Source organism: Pantoea dispersa, assembly GCF_035783935.1.
GTDB classification, from domain to species: domain Bacteria; phylum Pseudomonadota; class Gammaproteobacteria; order Enterobacterales; family Enterobacteriaceae; genus Pantoea; species Pantoea dispersa_C.
Map to the genome: position 1 here is coordinate 225805 of NZ_JALKOV010000002.1, position 18975 is coordinate 244779.

Here is an 18975-nt window from a genome sequence, read left to right on the forward strand (position 1 = left end):
ATCGCTCCTTAAATCCACGCATGACGCGCGGGCAGAACATCATTGAGGTAATAGTTGCCGATGGCGTGTGTTTTCCAGCGCACCGGATCGTGCAGCGTATGGGTACGCGCGTTGCGCCAGTGGCGATCCAGCCCGTGTTGCAGCAATGTGCCGCGGCTGCCGCTCCACTCCAGCAGCTTTTCACTGGCCTTCAGGGCAATTTCGGTGGTCAGCACTTTAGCTTCTGCAACCGCGATGGAGGCACGCGCGCAGTGCGCAGCGGTAAGCGCGTGCGGCTCGATGCTGTCGAGTACGCGCGCCGCGCGCACCAGCAGCGCGTTGGCGGCGCTCAGTTCGGTGCTGATGCGCCCGACATCGGCGAGAATGTAAGGATCATCAGCGTTGCGGCTGACGCCCGCATCCACCCACGGACGCGAGCTGCTGTGAATAAACGCCAGTGCCTCATCCAGCGCGCCCTGCGCGATCCCGGCGTCAATCGCGGCCTGAATCAGCTGCGATACGGCACCGCGCAGCGTGGGCTTATCGGGAGAAGGTAGCGCGATGGTCAGCGCGGGGTCGACCGCCACCTGCTGCAGCTTCACCGTGCCGCTGGCGGTGGTGCGCTGACCGATGCCCGACCAGTCATCGATAATCTCAACACCCGCCGCCGGCAGCGAAATGAACGCCATCACCGGCTGACCCTCCTGCTGCGCGGTGGTCACCAGAATGTCGGCAAACAGTGCACCGGTGGAATAAAACTTTTCACCGCTGAGCCGTAACCCCTCCGGGCCCGACACCAGCTGCGCCTGCACATCACGCGTGTGTTTGCTGTTCTTTTCCGGACCGCCGTTGCCGAGCCGCTGGCCCTCTGCCACCGCGCTGAGCAGGCGCTGCTGCTGTTGCGCGTTGCCTTCACCGAGAATGAACTGAATCAGCCCGAAATGGTTTTGCGGAATCTGACCGAGCGAAGGATCGCTGGCGGCGATCAGGCGGAACACTTCCGCCACGGTGGCAAACGACAGACCGCCGCCGCCAAACTGACGCGGCACGCTAATACTACCCAGTCCCAGCTGGGTGAACTGATTGAGCAGTTCACGCGGGTAGATGCGCTGTTGATCGCGCTCTACTGCGCCGGCCTTTGCCTGCTCCGCCAGATGGCGGGCGGCGTCGATTGCCGCCGCGTCAGACGTGATCACCGCCGCGCGCTGAAGTTGTTTAGCCCTGATTTGCGTCATCGCTTGATTCACTTTTTATTTTGCTGTGATTTATAGACTCATTCTGCTCCGGGCAGAGAGCCGCAACGTAATAACAGATTGAGCGCGATGATAAGCAGCGGGAATAACAGCGGTAAAGAGCGCGGTTATGCTATATCCGGCAAACGGCATGCAGAAATAGACTAAAGAATTTATCAGGGATAAGAAGACGTTAGCGGGCGCGGAGATACGGGATTATGACGCGGAATCATGATGGCGAATTATCTTAAGTATTAATTTCGCTATCGATAGTGATAAATAACATGATTATTTTATTGCGCCATAGGCTGGCGCAATAAAGGGGGCATTATGTCAACGTGTTATTCCGCCTGCGCCAGATACATCGCCGGGGAATAGTGGCGCGTCCATGCACTCTTTTCACTGTGCGGTGTGCTGCTGCTGTCGATCAGCTTCGCCAGCTGATAGGTCTTCACCGTTTCCTGCTGGGTCAGCTGCTGCGCAAACCGGGCGGTGAGATTGCCCTGCGCATCCTGCGTCACCTCTGTGGTGCTGCGCGTCTCATCGTGGATTTGATGGTAGTGGTAATTCTGTGACGCTTTGTCTTCACTCAGCGCCAGCGGCGTACCGGCGTTCAGCGCGGTATGAAAACTGGCGTTCAGCTGAAACAGCGTTTCCTGCGTCATGCGATGCGTATCGCCGTTCTTCTGCTGGCTGCTGCGCTGCGCCACGTCGAGAGCGAAGGTATCTTCCTCTTCCGGCTTCAGCGGATTGCTGGAGCGCGCCGTCTGGTGATAGCTGGCCGAGAAATCGGCCAGACCGCTGATGGCACCGGCCTGTGCCGCGTGTGCGCCTATGGTGATCGACTGCGGGGTGCGCATCGCCACGCCGGCCGCGGTGCTGGTGCTGTTTAAGGACTCAAAACCCTGCTTAAACAGCGCCAGCGCCGCGCGATCGCCGTGACCGCGCGAAGCGGCCTGATCAAATTTCGCGCTCCACTGCGCCAGCGCGCTCTGCTGCTGACCGGCGTTGCTGGCCTGCGCCAGGCTGCGCATGTCCGTCGTCAGTTTGAAACTGGCGTCGGCGTTATGGAAACCCAGCCAGCGCGCGCTGTTGTCGGCATGCAGGTTTAGCGACTGGATAACTTCGCCGTCGCGGCGCAGGTCGGTTTTCAGATCAACGCTGGCCAGCTGGTTGCTGTCAAAACTGAGCAGATCGCCGACATCCAGTTTACCGTTGCCGTCATCCAGCCCGCTCAGCGTCTTTTGCAGCGCGCCGGAGAGTTTAGCTATCGCCGCCGCTTCGTCATCGCTCAGCTTACCGTTGGTGGTTTTCAGCTCTAGCGCGACGCCATCCTGCTGCCGGGTCATCTGCAGGCTCACACTCACGCCGGACCGCGTGGTAATCTCCAGCGCCATTGCGCTTTGAGTATTCTCTGGCGCACCGCCGCTGGCCGGTACGCTGATGGTGACATCGTCACGCTGCTGCGTCAGTGCGCTCAGCAGCGCGCTGCCAATGCCGTTCATGCTAACGCCGGTGCTGCGCAGCGCACCGATGGCCTGCGTCTGCAGATCAGATGAGACGTGACTGCTGGCGGTGACGCGCGCCGGCGTCATCTGGTATACGGCGGAGATGGCGTCGGTGGCTTCACTGAAGGTGACTTTGGCCGAGGCGTCTGCCGTCAGGCTATTTTGCCGGGTGGCGTTGGCTGCCGTGCTGCTGGTCACGCGCGCGCTGGCGCTGCTGAGATGAAGCGAAGAGAAACTGCCCGGTCCAATACCGTTAATCATCCTGACTATCCTCGTTGGCACGTTACCGCTACGTTATCGGCGATCCTGACGAAATCTTTACGCTGCAGCACCCCGCGTAGCGCTGCCCAAATGGTTATTGAAATTAATAATCATTATCACTAATCTGTGGAACGCTTTCGCGGTTACACGGAAGTGATTGAGTCGCCAGTGATAAAGGAAGCGCCATGAGTCATCGTATTTTCATTCCGCTGTTCACCCTGCTGAGCCTGCTGCTCGGCCCCGCTGTCAGTTTCGCCCGGCCTGATATGACGCCGCTCGGACCCAATATTGCCGACAAAGGCTCGGCCTGGTATCGCTTCACTGTTAACACCTTTGATTCCGCTGACGGCCAGCGCCACTACAAGGTGTGGACGGCGGTGCCACGTATACCGGCACCGGCCACCGGTTACGCGGCGCTGTATATGCTGGATGGCAACGCGGTGATGAACCATCTGAGCGAAGCGCTGTTGCAGAAACTGGCGGCAGGCAATGCGCCGGTGCTGGTGGCGGTAGGCTATCAAACCCCGCTGCCGTTCGATCTCGCTGCGCGCACGCTGGATTACACCCCGCCGCAGCAGGTGCAGGATCGTCGTGGCAGACCGGCTGGCGGCAGCGCCGCATTCCGTCAGCTGCTGGAACAGACTATCGCACCGCGTGCCGAACAGCATCTGCCGATCAATCCACAGCAACGTGCACTGTGGGGCCACTCTTATGGCGGACTGTTTGTGCTCGACAGCTACTTAACCTCCGCTTTCTTCCAGCGCTATTTTGCCGCCAGTCCGTCCCTGCGCGGTGACGCCACGCTGTTGCAGCAGCTGGCGGCGGTGACGCCCGCATCGTTTAAGCATAAGCAGCTGGTGCTGCTGGAGGGCAACGGCGAGTCACGGCCCGGTGTCATAGATACGCTGAGCCGGATTCGCGCCACCCTCGACGGCATGCAGGAGAAAGGTTTGGCGGCTCGCTATCAGCTGTTTCCCGGGCTGAGTCACGGCCAGATGTTTCCGGCCTCGCTGGAAAGCGCGCTGTCGGCCATGGCGGAAGACGGTGCGCCGTCACGCGCACCGGATAACTGAATGGACGCTTAGTTAAAGAATTTGATGTCGGTTGGCGTCGCCAGCTTCGCCGCCACACCGCGCGCGCTCAGCTTGCCGCTGTGCGCATCAAAATCAAACAGCGTAATGGTGTTGGTAAACACGTTGGTGACATAAAGATGTTTACCGCTGTTATCAAACGCCAGCGCGCGCGGCTCAATCCCGTCGGCGGCATAGCGCTGAGGATCTGTCAGGCTGCCATCGGCGGCGATCTTAAACACCAGCAGATGATTGTCAGAACCGCGGTTGGCGGCAATCAGGAATTTACCCTGTGGGCTGAGAATGATGCCGCCACCGCTTTTGTAAGCGGCGCTGCTGTTTTGCGTATTCAGCGGCACCTGTGCCTGCCGTACCAGCCGGTCGTCAGTGACGCGGAACACCACGATTTCGCCGGCCATTTCAGTGATCACGTAAGCGTGTTTACCGTCGGCGGAGAACACCATGTGACGCGGACCCGCACCTGGCGCAAAGCTCACGTCACGGCTGGTATCCGCCTGCAGCGGCTCTCGCCGATCCGCGTGATAGCGATAGGCGTGCAGTTTGTCGTCACCGAGATCGGCGGCATACAGATAGCGGCCATCGTGGGTAAAGGTGGTGGAGTGCGCATGGCCGCCATCCTGACGATCTTTCACCACGCCGCTGCCCGCGCTAAACGCGAAATGCTGCACCTGTTCGCCCAGCTTGCCGTCTGACGCAATGGGAAACACCGTTATCCCGGCTCCGCCTTTCGCCACCGAATAGTTGGCGACAAACAGAAATTTGCCGTCCGGACTGAGCGTCGCGTGCGTGGGCTGCTCACCGTGGCTGTCGACCTGATTCAGCACCCGCACTGCGCCCTGTTTATCGATCGCCAGCGCGGTAACGGCACCGGCATTCTCTTCATTGGTGGTATAAGCAAAGTGTCCATCGCGTGATTTAACGATCCACGACGGGCTTTTCATCTTAATCACCTCCAGCGGCTTGAGCGTCCCGTCGCTGTTAACCTGCATGCGATACAAACCTTCACTGGGTCGATCCGGCTTTTGCACCGCAGGGGCATCCGGAATACTGGTCCAGGTGCCGACCAATGCTGTTTGATGATGTTCCGTGTTCTGCGCCATAGCACTCCCCGCCAGCGTCATTAGAGCCAGTGATATTGCCACGGTTAAGTTTGTTGCTAAACCGCCTGTTGCCGGTTTTGGGTATCCACTCATTGTCTTTCCACCATAATCGGAATTTTCACGGGCCTGCGCCCCAACCAGATTGATTTTTTTGTGTTGAAACGGGCGTTGTTAACGCCTCGTTAACGAATATAGTGGGATTCCCTCAGCGCAAAACTGTGCAGGCCGATCGGCTTCACAAATCGGTTTATTTAATTGTGCCTTTGCGGCCGGGTCATAGCGTTTGGTTATGGATGGCAGGCAGCAGTGTAAAAAGCCCCGGCACGCATGCTTTAATCTTTCCTTTACCGGTCTCAGGGATGGTCACGACGTTATGCTGCCGTTTTCTAATGGGTTTTTATTGAGTTTATCGCTGTGTCTGGATATCGGACTCGCCAACATTGCCATGCTGACGCTGGCAATGCAGCGCGGTTATCTGCACGGTTTCTGGCTGGGCATGGGCACTTGCGTGGGCGATTTAATTTACGCCTTGCTGGCGATGGCTGGCATGGCGGTGGTGCTGCAGTTTACGCCGGTACGCTGGTTGCTATGGATTGGCGGCGGCATCTTGCTGTTGTGGTTTGCCGCTAAAATGCTTTACGCCGCGCTGGCCAAAAAAATCGATATTCCCGCGGCTGAAGCCCAGCCTTATCGTTCACTGCTGCGCGAATTCCGACGCGGCATCGTGCTGGCGATGTCGTCCCCGACCGCGATTCTGTGGTTCGCCAGCGTGGGCGGCGCGCTGATAGCGCGCATCGGCCACAGCGATGCCGGTGCAACCTCGTGGTTTCTCAGCGGGTTTTTCCTCGCCGGCGTAGTGTGGACCTGTGTGATCTGCCTGATCGGCAGCATGGGCGGCAAGCTGCTGGGCGAACGCCTGCTGAAATATTCCTATCTCGCCTCAGCGCTGATTTTCTGTTATTTCGCGGTGTATGTGATTTGGTCGGGATACCGCGAGTTCGTGGCGGTTTAAGTCACCACGGAATCGTTAAAAATCACCGATTATCCCGTTACGACAGCGCAAGCGTTGTAAGGCCGCCCTCCATGGCGACCAGGAAAACGCCGCGCTGCGCTGGAATGCGCCTGTCAAACCCCGGCGATGCGCCGCAGTTCCGCCTGCGCGCCCGGCGCCACCGCCAGCACCTGCGCGCCTTTCAACAGCCGGTCGCCCTCGGTGTTAAACGGGTGATACCAGCCGCCGGCCTCTTTCACCAGACAGTAACCGGCCAGGCAATCCCACGCGTGCATGTAGGGTTCGAAATAGCCCACCACGCGTCCGGCCGCCACCCACGCCAGCATCAGCGCACCAGAACCGATACGAATAAAGTTGCCGCCCGCTGCCAGCAGCGACGCCAGCAGCCGGCCCACCTCTTCCGGGCTGACATAGCTATTGGCACCAAAGCCGGTCACGTGATTTTGCAGGGTGCGTGACGGATCGACCTGTAAACGCCGGCCATTCAGCGTTGCGCCCTGGCCGAGCGCGGCGACGTAGCACTCCTGATAAGTTGGTGCGTAGATCACGCCAATCACCGGCACGCCGTCATGCAGCACCGCCACCGAAACACACCAGTTTGGCATACCGTTGAGGAACGGGCTGGTGCCATCAATCGGGTCGACCACCCAGGTATAGCCCGACGTACCCGGCTGCAGGCCGTATTCTTCACCAAGAAAACCGTCATCGGCAAAACTGGCGCGAATCTGCTGGTCGATCATCTGTTCCACTTCGCGATCAGCGCGTGAGACCACATCCTGCAGGTCGTGTTTGGTCTCCACCACCAGCGTGTCACGCTGATTGAAATAGGCCAGCGCCTTTTCACCGCCCGCCCGCGCTACGCGCTCGGCAAGCAGCAGACGCGACTGCAGCGCGTCGTTTTTCGTATCACTCATGCGTTATCCTTAATTAACTGGCAATCAGGGCCAGCCCCTGAGGTTTAAAATCAATCGCCACCCGTGCGGCCAGCGGCAGCTGCTGCTCCATCTGCGCATCGACGATAAACAGCGAGCCCAGCTCGGTGTTGACCTCATATTCGATGTGATCGCCCAGCCAGGTGGCATGCGTTACCTCGCCGCGCAGCGCGCCTTCAGCACCACTGTGCAGGGTAATAAACTGCGGTCTGACCGACAGCTGCGCGGAACCGGTCGTGACGCCGTTACCGCGCACGCGATAGCGCTGCCTGCCCAGTCGCACCAGCGCTTCGCTGCCTTCAACCTGTTCAACTTCGCACGGCAGAATGTTGGCTTCGCCCATAAAATCAGCGATGAACACCGAATTGGGCGCGTGATACAGGCTTTCCGGCGCGCCCTGCTGAGCAATATCGCCCTCTTTCATGACAATAATTTTATCCGACACCGCCAGCGCCTCTTCCTGATCGTGTGTGACATACACCGCCGTGAAGCCCAGCCGCTGCTGCAAATCACGAATATCGGTGCGCACCCGACGGCGCAGGCGTTCGTCGAGGTTGGAGAGCGGCTCATCCAGCAGTAGCACCTGCGGCTCCAGCACCAGCGCGCGCGCCACGGCGATACGCTGCTGCTGTCCGCCGGAGAGTTCCGACGGCAGCCGCTGGCCCTGACTCTCGAGCCCCACCAGCTTTAGCCCTTCGCGCGCACGATCCTGCGCCTCCTTTTTGTTCATGCCGGACGATTGCAGGCCGTACATGATGTTGTCGAGCGCGCTCATGTGCGGGAACAGCGCATAGGATTGAAACACCATCGCCACGTCGCGTTCGTTGGCAGGCAGATGCGTCACGTCTTTGCCACCGATTAAAATGCGCCCCGAAGTCGGATGCTCCAGGCCGGCCAGCAGGCGCAGCGTAGTGGTCTTGCCGCAGCCGGAAGGCCCCAGCAGCGTCACCAGCGTACCTGGCTCGACCGTCAGCGATAAATCCGGCAGCGCGGTGAAGCCGGCAAAGCGTTTTTCGACGTGTTCAAACACCACGGAACCAGCAGTTATCGTGGTCATACGGCACTCTCCTGAGTTAACGAAGGGGAAGCAGGTGGCGTGGCGATATCCACCGGGCGGGCCACGCGGCGCAGGCGACGTTCACCCACCAGCCACTGAAACACGCCAATGATCAGCAGCATCACCACAATCAGCACCGTGGAGTAAGCGATGGCAACGCCATATTCACCATTCTCCACCAGCCCGACGATGTAGGACGTCGCCATGTTGTACTGCGCGCTGACGAGGAAGATCACCGCGCTGATCGAGGTGATGGCGCGCACAAAGGCGTACACCAGCGCCGCGCTGATCGCCGGTTTCAGCAGCGGCAGCACCACTTTGCGCAGCGTGCGGAAACTGCTGGCACCCAGCGTCAGCGACGCCTCATCAAGACTTTTATCCAGCTGGCTCATCGCCGCGATACCGCCGCGCACGCCGACCGGCATATTGCGGAACACAAAGCAGGCAATCAGGATCATCGCCGTACCGGTAATCTCCAGCGGCGGCAGGTTATAGGCCATCACGTAACTGACGCCGATTACCGTGCCGGGAATGGCGAAGCTCAGCATCAGCAGGAACTCAAACGTCTGGCGACCGGCAAATTTCTGTCGCACGATCAGCCAGGCCGTCAGCAGGCCCACCACGGCGGTGAGCGGTGCGGCAATCAGGGCAATTTCCAGCGTGGTCCAGAACGAATTCCACGCCACGCCGCTCCACAGCAGATGGCCGTCACTGACGCTGACGCGGAAAGCGCGCACGTAGTGCTCGATGGTCAGCGCATCGTTCAGGCCCCACGACTGCACAAAGCCGCCTACCACGATCATGCCGTAGATCACCAGGGTAAAAAGACCCCACGGGATCACCATGCCGTACACGCCGTAGCGCAGCAAACGCGGCAGCTGGCCGTGTTTGCCGCCGTCGCCCTTGCCGGTCACTGTGGCGAAGTTTTTGCCGCCCAGCCACAGCCGCTGCAGCACAAAGGCGGCCAGCGTGAAGCACAGCAGAATCATCGCCAGCACCGCGGCGCGGCTCGGATCGTTCTGCGCGCCCACCACCGAGAAGAAAATTTCGGTTGAGAGCACGCCATGACTGCCGCCCAGCACCATCGGATTCCCAAAATCGGCCATGCTTTCGATGAAGCTGATCAAAAAAGCATTGGCCAGCCCCGGCGCCATCAGCGGCAGCGAAACGCGGCTGAAGGTGCGCCAGCGATTGGCGCGCAGCGTTTGCGACGCCTCTTCCAGCGACGGACTGACGCCTTCCACCACACCAATCAGCACCAGAAAGGCAATCGGCGTGAACGACAGCACCTGAGCAATCCAGATACCGGTCAGGCCATACAGCCAGCGGCCGGGCTCGATGCCAAACAGCGCCGCCAGATACTCTGTCACCACGCCCGAGCGGCCGAACAGCAGGATCAATGCCAGACCAATGACAAACGGCGGCGTGATGATTGGCAGGATGGTCAGCATGCGCAGCGCTTTCTTGCAGGGCAGCGGCGTGCGCGTAGCGGCCAGCGCGAAAGCCAGACCCAGCAGCGTCGACCCGCTGGCGGTCATCAGCGCCAGTCCCAGCGTGCGCCATGCCGTGCCGCAGGTGCCGCCTTTCAGGCAGGCAAGGCTCCAGATTGACGGGTCCTGCAAATTACTGATCAAACCGTCCGGTTTGAAACTGCCGTCAACGTCCTGCACCGACACCACAAACATACTCAGCACCGGATAAAGCACGAAGATGCTGACCAGCGCAGTCAGCAGCACCAGCGACGCCACCACAAAGGCATCGCCTTTCAGCACGCCGCGTTCGGCCAGCGCAAACGAGAACAGCAGCAAAAATACGGTCAGCAGCAGGAGCGCGCCAGCGCCCATCGCTGGCTGTCCCTGCGGCAGCGCGCCGAAGCGGTTTTCCAGCCACAGCCAGCTCCAGCCGCTGTAGCCAATCGCGTGCCCTTCCACAATCAGGAAGAACACGCCCAGCGCGCTGAACAGCAGCAGCAACCGGCTGCGCGCGCTGCCGGGCAGTAAACCGCAGGCGGCGCACAGCGCCAGCAGCGCCACGCCGATCGCCAGCCACGGATGGCTGCCGATCTGCCACAGCGCTGGCGCGTTCGCTTCATCACGCCACAGGTTAAGCAGCCAGCCGCTATCGAAAAAGCCCGCTTCCAGGCTGTACCACGGCAGCAGCAACAGCGCGATTGCGCCCAGCAGCAGCGCGCCCGTCAGACGGCGATTATTTGCGTTCATGTGTTACCTCAATGCGGGATCATCGCGCCATCCCTGGCGCTGTCGGAACCGGTAAGCCACCGCCAGCGGCAGCGTCCGGCGATGCGGCATTACTGCGCGCTGGCGCCGATCTCTTTATCCCAGCGGCTCAGCAGCGCTTTACGTTTGGCGGAATCGCCGTAGGTTTTGAAGTCATAATCGATCAGTTTGATATTCTCGAAGCGCGGCGCGTATTCAGAGATCTCTGCACTGCGGTTTGACGGCAGCTGGAAGGATTTGGCCTCTTTCATGTGCGACTGCGCTTCGGCGCTAAGCGCCCAGTCGTACCACACTTTGGCATTGGCCAGATTGCGGGCGCCTTTGACGATCGACATTGAGCCAATCTCGTAGCCGGTGCCTTCACAGGGCGCGACGGTTTTGATCGGGAACCCGTCGACTTCCATTGCCACCGCATCGTGCATAAACACGATGCCTACGGTGGTTTCGCCGCGTGCCGCCGCTTTGACCGGTGCCGAACCGGATTTGGTGTACTGCGAAATGTTGGCGTTGAGCTTTTTCAGGTAATCGAACGCTTTGTCCTCGCCCATGATCTGCACCAGCGTCGCCAGGGTGTTGTAGGCGGTGCCGGACGAGTTTGGATTGGCTATCTGAATTTCGCCTTTGAACGCCGGGTCGAGCAAATCGGCCCAGCAGGCCGGCGCTTTGAGCTTTTTATCCGCCAGCAGTTTGGTGTTGTAGCCCCAGCCGAGCGCACCGGCATAAATCCCCACCGTACGGTAACCTGAGTTTTCCGCCTGCTTTTGCGCCCAGTCCTGCTGCTGGTCAAGCAGCGGTGATTTATACGGCTGCGTCAGCCCCTCTTCCGCCGCCTGCATATGCGGATCGCCGGTGCCGGCCCACCAGATGTCGGTGCGCGGGTTACGCGCTTCGCTGCGCAGGCGGGCATAAGCTTCACCCGCTGACAGGCGCACCATGCTGACTTTGATATCCGGATGTGCCTGGCTGAAGATGCGCGTCATGTGTTCGCACACCACCACGTCCGCCGAGCAGACCATATTGAGATTGCCGGCGGCCGCAGCGGCAAACGGCAGCGCAGTGCAACTGAGGGACAGCGCGATGGCCAGTGAGGTGTAGCGCATGATGTTCTCCTTGGTTGGCAGGGTTCCGTGCTTAACAGAGGTTTTTATTTGCACGTGTGTGCAAATTAGTAATGAACAGAAAATAGCCTGTCAAATAGCGCAATCCGCAATTGACAGGCTATGTCACAAAAATGCAACAAATGTGATCACAGACAAATTGCACAGCTTTGCAATTTGCGGCAGACTGCTTTTCAGCCGTAATTGTGAGGAGTTGAAGATGCAGAATGACAAAGCCGGGGTGAGCGCGCAGGATGTGGCGGACCGCGCGGGCGTGTCGCGATCGGCGGTGTCGCGCGCTTTCACCCCCGGTGCCAGCGTTTCTGCAGCGACGCGTGCGCGGGTGATGAAAGCGGCGCAGGAGCTGGGCTATCACGTCAATCATCTGGCGCGCGGGCTGGTGCGCAACCGCAGCGGCATTGTCTGCCTGATTGTTTCCGAAATCGCCACGCCCTATCGCGCCAGTCTGGTGCGCTGGCTGACGCAGTTTTTGCAGGAAGCGGGCAAGGTGGCGATGCTGATTAATACCGATCGTTCCGACAACAGCGTCTCCGCCGCGCTGCTGCAGGCGATCAACTTTCGCGCCGACGCCTCCATCATCCTTTCCGGCATGCCGGATCGCACCATTACCCGCCAGTGCTATCAGCACGGTCAGCGCATCATCCTGATCAACCGTGATGAAGCGCTGCCGGGATCGCTCAGTATCAATCTTGATGCGCAGGCGGCGGCCGAAACGGCGGTGATGGCATTTCAGCGCGCCGGCTGTCGTCAGCTGGCGTTCGCCAATTCACTGGCCGGCACGCCGAGCCTGATAAAACGCGAAGCGGCGTTTATCGCCGTGGCGGAGCGCGCCGGACTGACGGTCAGCGTGGAGCGGTTCGGCACCACCTCGTATGAGAGCGGCCAGATTCTGGCGCATCGCCTGCTGACGCGTCATCAGCGCCCGGACGCGGTGTTCTGCGTCACCGATCTGATGGCCTGCGGTTTCATGGATGAAGCGCGCCACCGTTTCCAGCTGCGCGTGCCGGAGGATTTGTGCCTGATCGGCTATGACAACATCGCGCAGGCTGGCTGGTCTTCTTACAATCTCACCACCTTCGCCCAGCCGGTGGAGCGCTTTGCCCGCGACGCCATCGCGTGGCTGACGCAGACGGAACAGGCGGAGAGTGGCTTTACGCCGCAGAGTGAGCAGCAGCACGACACGCTGCTGTATCAGGCCGATGTGGTATGGCGCGGCTCAGTGCGCGGCGGCTAATCTAAGCGCGGCACACCTGCCGCACCGTGTCACGCAGCCAGCGATGCGCCGCATCCTGCTCCAGCCGTGGATGCCATAGCTGTGACACCGTCACCTCCGGCGTGGCGAACGGTAATTCAAACATCGTAAACGCCGGATTATCTTTAATTAACGGGTGATGCAGGCACAGCGTACGCGGCACCAGCGCCAGCCAGTCGCTGTGCAAGGTAAGCACCACGGCGGTAGAGAACGCCGGCACCACGGCGGCCACCTGACGGGTAATACCGGCGGCGAGCAGCGCCTCATGCACCGGCCCGCCCAGTTCACCGCGTCTTGACGCCACGATGTGACCATACGCGGCCAGCTGCGGCAACGTGACGTCGGCGAGTAACGGATGCCCGGCACGCACCACGCCGACGAAGCGATCGCGAAACAGCGCCTGCAGCCGAATCTCCGGCCCCATATTGCCCAGTACGCCAATCTCCAGATCGACGTCGCCGCTGCGCAGCGGTCGATCATGTTTCTCTGCTTTCGGCATAAAACGCAGCTGAACGCCAGGCGCCTGCGCGCGCACTGCAGCGATCAGCGCGCTGCCAAATGCTTCGACAAATCCTTCGTTGCTACGCAGCGTGAAGTGGCGCTGCAGCTCAGCGGCAGCAAAGCGTTGCGCGGGTGGACTCAGCAGCGCCTGCGTGTCCTGCAAAGTGGCGTGCACCTGGCTGCGCAGCGCTTCAGCGTGCGGCGTCAGCACCATCGCGCGCCCGGCACGCACCAGCAGCGCATCGCCGGTGGCGGCACGCAGTCGCCCCAGCGTGCGGCTCATCGCCGACTCGCTCAGCCCCAGACGACGCGCAGCGCCCACTACGCTGCCTTCACTGAGCAGCGCGTCCAGCGCAGGGAGTAAATTCAAATCGACCGTATTCATCGCATCATCCTTATCGATTAAGCGCCGTCTGGCAAGGCGTTTGCTGCAGGTTATCTATGCAGATGCTGCGCGTTCCGCCTGTTGTCACGCAAGGGTAGACTTTTCGCTCACCCCAAAACCAGGAGAGAGTCATGAACAGGGCTTCCCGTGCTTTATTGATTGGCGCTTCGCGTGGCCTCGGCTTCGCGCTGGCGGAGAATATGCTGCAGCGCGGCTATCAGGTGGTGGCGACCGGCCGCCCGCACTCCCTTCACGCGCTGCAACAGCTGGCGCAGCGCTACCCGCAGCAGCTGACGGTGGAAAGCGTGGACATCACCGTGCCAGCAGAGGTCAACGCCCTGCATCTGCGGCTAAGCGGCCAGCAGTTCGATCTGCTGCTGGTCAACGCCGGCGTGAAAAATGACGATCGCGAAACCCTGGCCGATGTGTCGACGGAAGAGTTTATTCGCGTGATGGTGACCAACGCGCTGAGCCCGCTGCGCGTGCTCGAGACCTTCAGAAACAACGTTAGCGCCCACGGCACGCTGGCGGTGATGTCCTCCGGCCAGGGCAGTATCACCAACAACACCCATGGCAACTACGAGGTGTATCGCGGCAGTAAAGCGGCGCTCAATATGTTTATGCGCAGCTTTGCCGCACGTCACGCCGACGCGCGCACGCTATTGCTGCTGGCCCCCGGCTGGGTACGCACCGACATGGGCGGCGCGCAGGCGCGGCTGAGCATTGAGGAGAGCATCCCGAATCTGCTCAACACGGTGGAAAGCCAGACCGGACGCGGCGGGTTGCACTATCTCGATTACCTTGGGCGCGTAGTGCCGTGGTAAGCCTTTCACGCCAGCTTGCGTTCGATCAGCTCACGCAGCGTGGCGCGCAGCCAGCGGAGTGCCGGATCTTCTGCCCGGGCGTTGTGCCACAGCAGCGACAGCACATAATCCGGCATGTCGATCGGCACCGCCGCCGTGCTTAGCGCATAGCGCTGTTGCCATGCCTGCACCAGTCCCTGCGGCACGATGGCGAACAGCGGCAGGCGCTGCAACATCAGCGGTAACACCGAGAAGTGCGGCGTAACATAGCGCACGCGGCGCGTCAGTCCCTCGCGGGCTAACGCGGCGTCCAGCGCACTTTCACTCACGCCGCGATAGGAGACCAGCGCATGCTGATACTGCACGAACTGCGCCAGCGTCAGCGGTGGTGCAAGGTCAATCTGTCCGGGATGCCACACCGTGCTGAAGCCGGCGCGCGCAATGTGCTCCCGCGTGAGATCGCGGCTGGTCTCTTCTCCAACCGTGACCACCACATCAGCCTGCTGCTGCTCCATCAACGGAATCGCCTGCCACGGATCGGCAGCCACCACCCGGATATCCATATTCGGGGCCGTGTCGGCCAGTTGCAGCAGTAAATCGGGCATCAGCCAGTGCTCCAGCCAGTCGCTCATGCCGAGCGTAAAACTGCGGCTATCGTGCGCGGCATCAAAGCGATCGGCAGTGAACATCACGCGATGCACGCCCTGCAACAATGGGGTGAACTGGCGCACCAGCTGCTCTGCGCGCGGCGTGGGCGTCATGCCCTGCGAGGAACGCACGAACAGCGCATCGTTAAACATCTCCCGCAGCCTTTTCAACGCCGCACTCACCGCGGGCTGACCAAGAAAAAGCCGGTTTGCCGCCTGCGTGACGCTGCGCACTTCATACAGCACCAGCAATACAATCAGCAGGTTGAGATCCACCTTGCTGAAATCATTCTCATTGATGAACTTCATGATTTTAATCGATTTAAATAATGCGCATGGCATCAGTATAGTGGCGAGTACCGACAGGCACCACGTTGTGAGGAGGCAATATGACCCTGCGTATGGGTGAATGCAGCATTGATAAAGTGACCGAGCAGACCAGCTCACTCCCCTTCGCTGCGCTGTTTCCGGCGCACCGCGAGACGATGAGCGACGCACTGGCACAGCAGCCGGCAGAGATATCCATTCATAGCTGGGTGGTGCGCACCGCTCGCGACACCATCGTAATTGATACCGCAACCGGCAATGGCCGTAACCGCGATAACAAGCCGCTGTTTCACCAGTTGCAAACCGCGTGGCCGCAGCGTCTGGCCGAAGCGGGCGTCGATCCTGATGAGGTGACGCTGGTGCTGATGACGCATATTCACACCGACCATGTGGGCTGGAATACCTGCTGGCGCGATGGCCGCTGGCAGCCGATGTTTCGCCATGCGCGTTACATCTGTTCAGCACGTGAACTGGCACAGTGCCGCAGCACGCCAGCGATGCAGGCGCTGTATCACGACAGCATTGCGCCGTTGCTGGCGAGCGGCCAGCTGGAAACCATTGACGTCCAGCACTCCCCGCTGTTTGCCGGCGTGCTGCGCTATATGCCGACGCCGGGTCACAGTATCGATCACGCCTCGATTGTGCTGGAAAGCGAAGGTGCCTGCGCGGTGTTTAGCGGAGATGTGATGCATCATCCAGTTCAGTTTACACACCCGCAATGGAACTCGGTTTTTTGTGAGGATTTACCACGCGCCGTAACGTCACGTCAGTTACTGATAGACTGGTGCGTCAGCCATCAGGCACTCTGGTGCAGCTCACACTTTGCCGGCAGTTCGTGCGGCCGGGTTTCGCCAGAGCGGCAATGGATTCCTGTGGAGGCCTGAACCATGCACTACGCTGATTACCTCACCGCATCGCTGGGTGATATGCAACAGGCGCTGGCCGAGCGCCGGGTGAGCGCCCGCCAGCTCACCACGTTTGCGCTGCAGCGCATTGCTGACGTGGATCAGCCGCGTTACAACGCCATCAGCTGGCTGTTTGCCGATGAAGCCTTAGCCGCCGCCGATGCCAGCGATGCCGCACGGCAGCAGAGTGCGCCAGTCGGCCCGCTGGCTGGTATTCCGCTGCTGATTAAAGACAACATTGAAGTGAAAGGCTGGCCGACCAGTGCCGGTTCGGCGCTGCTGCGCGACGTGATTGCCAGCGAGGATGCGCCGCTGGTTACTGCCCTGCGTCAGGCCGGCGCAATCCTCATCGGCAAAACCACCATGCATGAACTGGCGGCAGGCATCACCGGCGCCTCGTCGCTGAGCGGCTTTACCCATAATGCCTGGCAGCATGGCCGCTCTCCGGGGGGATCGAGCAGCGGTTCCGCCGTGGCGGTCGCCGCAGGCTATGTGCCGCTGGCGATAGGCAGCGATACCGCCGGTTCGGTGCGCATTCCGGCCGCGTTCAATGGCCTGTTCGGCTTACGTATGACGCGCGGTGCACTGAACAGCGCTGGCATCGTGCCGCTGTCGCCCACCCAGGATATCCCCGGACCGCTGGTGCGCTGCGCCGCTGATTTGCGGCTGATCAGTGAAATACTGACGGGCCAGCGCTTTTCTCGTCCCGCTCGGCCGTTGCGCATCGGTATCTGGCAGGGAGGATTTGCCGCAGAGGAAACGGAGATTAACCAGGCGGTGCAGGCCGCTGTGGCATCGTTTCAGCCGCGCATGCTCAGCTGGCCGCAGCTGGAGACGCTGGCGACCGAAGCCAATATTATTGCCTATGAATTTGCCGACGCGCTGGCCGCCTGGCTGGCGGATAAACCGCAGGCACCGCTGCGCACGCTGGCGGCGATTGCCGCCTCGGGGCGCTATCATCCCCAGCTGGAGGCCACCTTCAAAACCCGCGCGCAGCATCCCGGCACGCACAGTGACGGCTATCGCGAGGTGCAGCTGCGCCAGCAGAGGCTGTATCAGCAGCTGACGCAGTTTTTTCAGCAGCAGCAGATCGACCTGCTCGCTTATCCGGTAGTCCGCCATCCGCCGGTGAAGCATGGCGAGTTGCAACCTGGCAGCAACGCGCTGATTTCAGCCGTCACCGGCGCACCGGCGATCAGCATTCCGGTCGGCCTGAGTACGGAAGGGTTACCCATCGGCCTGGAGCTTCTGGCGCTGCGCGATCGGGAAGATGTGCTGTTAATGGCGGCAGAACAGATTGAACAGGCGCACCCGCCGTTCAACCATGCAGCGCCAGCCCTTTGATGGCTTTATCCACCGCCTTTTTCGGGCCGCGTAGCGCGATGCCAACCAGGTTGAGATTATCAGCATCCTCGGCCAGAAACACCGCGCGGTTGGCGGCATCGTGGCCGGTGGAAAACATCGCTTCAACGTAAGGAATCAGCGTTAGCTCGCGCTCCACGCCCTGGCGATGCGCACGTTGCAGGCCGGCTAAATCGGCGGCAAACACCAGCATTGGCTGGCCGGCCATGTTGCCGTACTGACGACCGTGCGCATCGACGTAAGGTTCACCCATCATTTCTGGCGCCGCCGCAGCGATGCCGGTCGCCAGAAAAGCCACCACATTCAGGCGCTGCCAGGTGGCTAAATCATCACGTACGATCAGGGCGATTTTGGTATCAAACATCTGTCAGGATTCTCCGGTGAGGATTAAAAATCTCATCATCGGATAGCAGGCAGCGTGCGGTATAGAACGTTTGTGCACTGGCGCTGATAGGCAGCGGGCGTCAGGCGATAAGCACGCTGGAACCAGCGGCCAAGGTGGCTTTGGTCGGCAAAGCCCACCTGCGCTGCGACCTGCACCGGCTCAACGCCCTGTGCCAGCAGCGCGCGGGCGCTACGCAGCCGCAGCCGAACCAGATAAGCGTGCGGCGACTGGCCAAACGCCTGCTTGAACTGGCGCGTCAGGCGGAAACGATCGATGCCGGACAGGCGCGACAGATCGTCCAGCCCGATATCCTGCGCCATGAAATCGTGCAGGTAGTCACGCAGTAAATGCATCTGCCGCTGGGCATCGCTGAGCTGCGCGCGAGGTTTGTTATCCAGATGTCGGGACAGTAGCGTAAGCAGGTGATCCAGGCTCTGATCGCGCGCCAGCCGCCCTTCCCGCTGATGTACCGCAAACCAGGCCTGCTGAATCGCGCTGGCCAGCTGTGCATCATCGGTGAGCGTGGAGCGAAACGCTCCCTGAATATTGGCCACATCGCCCAGCCCGCGGCGCTGCATCATCTCCGCCACCCAGCGTTGCGGCAAATAAAGCATCACATAGGTGAAACCGGCGGCATCAGGCGCGTGACCATCATGTACCGCGCCCGGCTCAATCAGAATAGCGCGGCCCGGCGTGCTGGTGTGCAGCGCGCGGTGACAGTTGAAGCGCTGCAGCCCCTGCTGCGTTACGCCGACCAGCAATTCGTCGTGGTCATGCGGATCGTAAGCGTGGCCGCAGAAGTGCGCGTTAACACTTTCAATGCCCGTCTCTTCATCGCGACGGAAATCAACCCAATCTTTGGTAGCTGACATAGCGAATTC

At 60.7% G+C, this 18975-nt stretch carries 17 protein-coding genes; 6 read left to right on the forward strand and 11 right to left on the reverse strand.

The features are described 5' to 3' along the window. Positions 1–8: 8 nt before the first annotated feature. Both MXF20_RS05900 and MXF20_RS05905 read right to left on the reverse strand, forming a co-directional pair. Positions 9–1214 carry an SfnB family sulfur acquisition oxidoreductase gene (locus MXF20_RS05900; protein WP_325968194.1) on the reverse strand — a complete coding sequence of 402 codons (1206 nt, stop codon included), beginning with the start codon at positions 1212–1214 and terminating at the stop codon, positions 9–11. A gap of 338 nt (positions 1215–1552) precedes the next feature. Continuing rightward, positions 1553–2980, reverse strand: coding sequence for a hypothetical protein (locus MXF20_RS05905; protein ID WP_325968195.1), 1428 nt, complete (start codon positions 2978–2980; stop codon positions 1553–1555). Between the two features lie 185 nt (positions 2981–3165). Between MXF20_RS05905 and MXF20_RS05910 the strand changes: the two genes are divergently transcribed. After that, the gene (locus MXF20_RS05910; RefSeq protein ID WP_325968196.1) at positions 3166–4053 is read left to right on the forward strand and encodes an alpha/beta hydrolase; all 888 of its coding nucleotides are present in this window, start codon (positions 3166–3168) and stop codon (positions 4051–4053) included. A gap of 8 nt (positions 4054–4061) precedes the next feature. Here MXF20_RS05910 and MXF20_RS05915 read toward each other — a convergent pair whose 3' ends face one another. Continuing rightward, entirely contained in the window at positions 4062–5171 is a 1110-nt protein-coding gene (locus MXF20_RS05915; protein WP_325968197.1) for a lactonase family protein, read from the reverse strand. Between the two features lie 373 nt (positions 5172–5544). On the opposite strand from MXF20_RS05915, the gene MXF20_RS05920 reads away from it, so the two are divergent. After that, positions 5545–6183, forward strand: a complete 639-nt coding sequence (locus tag MXF20_RS05920; protein WP_325968198.1) for a LysE family translocator — start codon at positions 5545–5547, stop codon at positions 6181–6183. Between the two features lie 113 nt (positions 6184–6296). Here the strand turns inward: MXF20_RS05920 and MXF20_RS05925 are convergent, their stop codons facing one another. The 4 genes from MXF20_RS05925 to MXF20_RS05940 all read right to left on the reverse strand — a co-directional run bounded on the left by MXF20_RS05925 (position 6297) and on the right by MXF20_RS05940 (position 11509). After that, entirely contained in the window at positions 6297–7097 is an 801-nt protein-coding gene (locus MXF20_RS05925; RefSeq protein WP_325968199.1) for an inositol monophosphatase family protein, read from the reverse strand. Between the two features lie 13 nt (positions 7098–7110). After that, positions 7111–8172: an ABC transporter ATP-binding protein gene (locus tag MXF20_RS05930; protein WP_325968200.1), complete on the reverse strand. Its 1062-nt coding sequence runs from the start codon at positions 8170–8172 to the stop codon at positions 7111–7113. Next, the gene (locus MXF20_RS05935; RefSeq protein ID WP_325968201.1) at positions 8169–10391 is read right to left on the reverse strand and encodes an iron ABC transporter permease; all 2223 of its coding nucleotides are present in this window, start codon (positions 10389–10391) and stop codon (positions 8169–8171) included. Before MXF20_RS05935 ends, MXF20_RS05930 begins: the two co-directional genes overlap by 4 nt. Positions 10392–10480: 89 nt before the next feature. Further along, a complete protein-coding gene (locus MXF20_RS05940; RefSeq protein ID WP_325968202.1) occupies positions 10481–11509 on the reverse strand; it encodes an ABC transporter substrate-binding protein in 1029 nt (342 codons plus the stop codon). A 217-nt stretch (positions 11510–11726) separates the two neighbouring features. Between MXF20_RS05940 and MXF20_RS05945 the strand changes: the two genes are divergently transcribed. Further along, complete coding sequence (locus tag MXF20_RS05945) at positions 11727–12761, forward strand: LacI family DNA-binding transcriptional regulator (RefSeq protein ID WP_325968204.1); 1035 nt, start codon at positions 11727–11729, stop codon at positions 12759–12761. A gap of 1 nt (position 12762) precedes the next feature. On the opposite strand, the gene MXF20_RS05950 is transcribed toward MXF20_RS05945, so the two are convergent. Further along, positions 12763–13665, reverse strand: coding sequence for a LysR family transcriptional regulator (locus MXF20_RS05950; RefSeq protein ID WP_325968205.1), 903 nt, complete (start codon positions 13663–13665; stop codon positions 12763–12765). A 131-nt stretch (positions 13666–13796) separates the two neighbouring features. Between MXF20_RS05950 and MXF20_RS05955 the strand changes: the two genes are divergently transcribed. Further along, a complete protein-coding gene (locus MXF20_RS05955; protein WP_325968207.1) occupies positions 13797–14489 on the forward strand; it encodes an SDR family NAD(P)-dependent oxidoreductase in 693 nt (230 codons plus the stop codon). 5 nt (positions 14490–14494) lie between these two features. Here MXF20_RS05955 and MXF20_RS05960 read toward each other — a convergent pair whose 3' ends face one another. Beyond that, complete coding sequence (locus MXF20_RS05960; protein WP_325968208.1) at positions 14495–15424, reverse strand: LysR family transcriptional regulator; 930 nt, start codon at positions 15422–15424, stop codon at positions 14495–14497. An 80-nt stretch (positions 15425–15504) separates the two neighbouring features. On the opposite strand from MXF20_RS05960, the gene MXF20_RS05965 reads away from it, so the two are divergent. After that, on the forward strand, positions 15505–16326 hold the full coding sequence (locus MXF20_RS05965) for an MBL fold metallo-hydrolase (RefSeq protein WP_325968209.1): 822 nt from the start codon (positions 15505–15507) through the stop codon (positions 16324–16326). A gap of 3 nt (positions 16327–16329) precedes the next feature. Continuing rightward, entirely contained in the window at positions 16330–17691 is a 1362-nt protein-coding gene (locus MXF20_RS05970) for an amidase (RefSeq protein WP_325968210.1), read from the forward strand. On the opposite strand, the gene MXF20_RS05975 is transcribed toward MXF20_RS05970, so the two are convergent. Both MXF20_RS05975 and MXF20_RS05980 read right to left on the reverse strand, forming a co-directional pair. Next, entirely contained in the window at positions 17666–18073 is a 408-nt protein-coding gene (locus MXF20_RS05975; RefSeq protein WP_262258303.1) for a DUF2000 family protein, read from the reverse strand. The two genes, MXF20_RS05970 and MXF20_RS05975, sit on opposite strands and share 26 nt — an antisense overlap. Before the next feature lie 35 nt (positions 18074–18108). Further along, a complete protein-coding gene (locus MXF20_RS05980) occupies positions 18109–18966 on the reverse strand; it encodes an AraC family transcriptional regulator (protein WP_325968212.1) in 858 nt (285 codons plus the stop codon). Between the last annotated feature and the right edge of the window lie 9 nt (positions 18967–18975).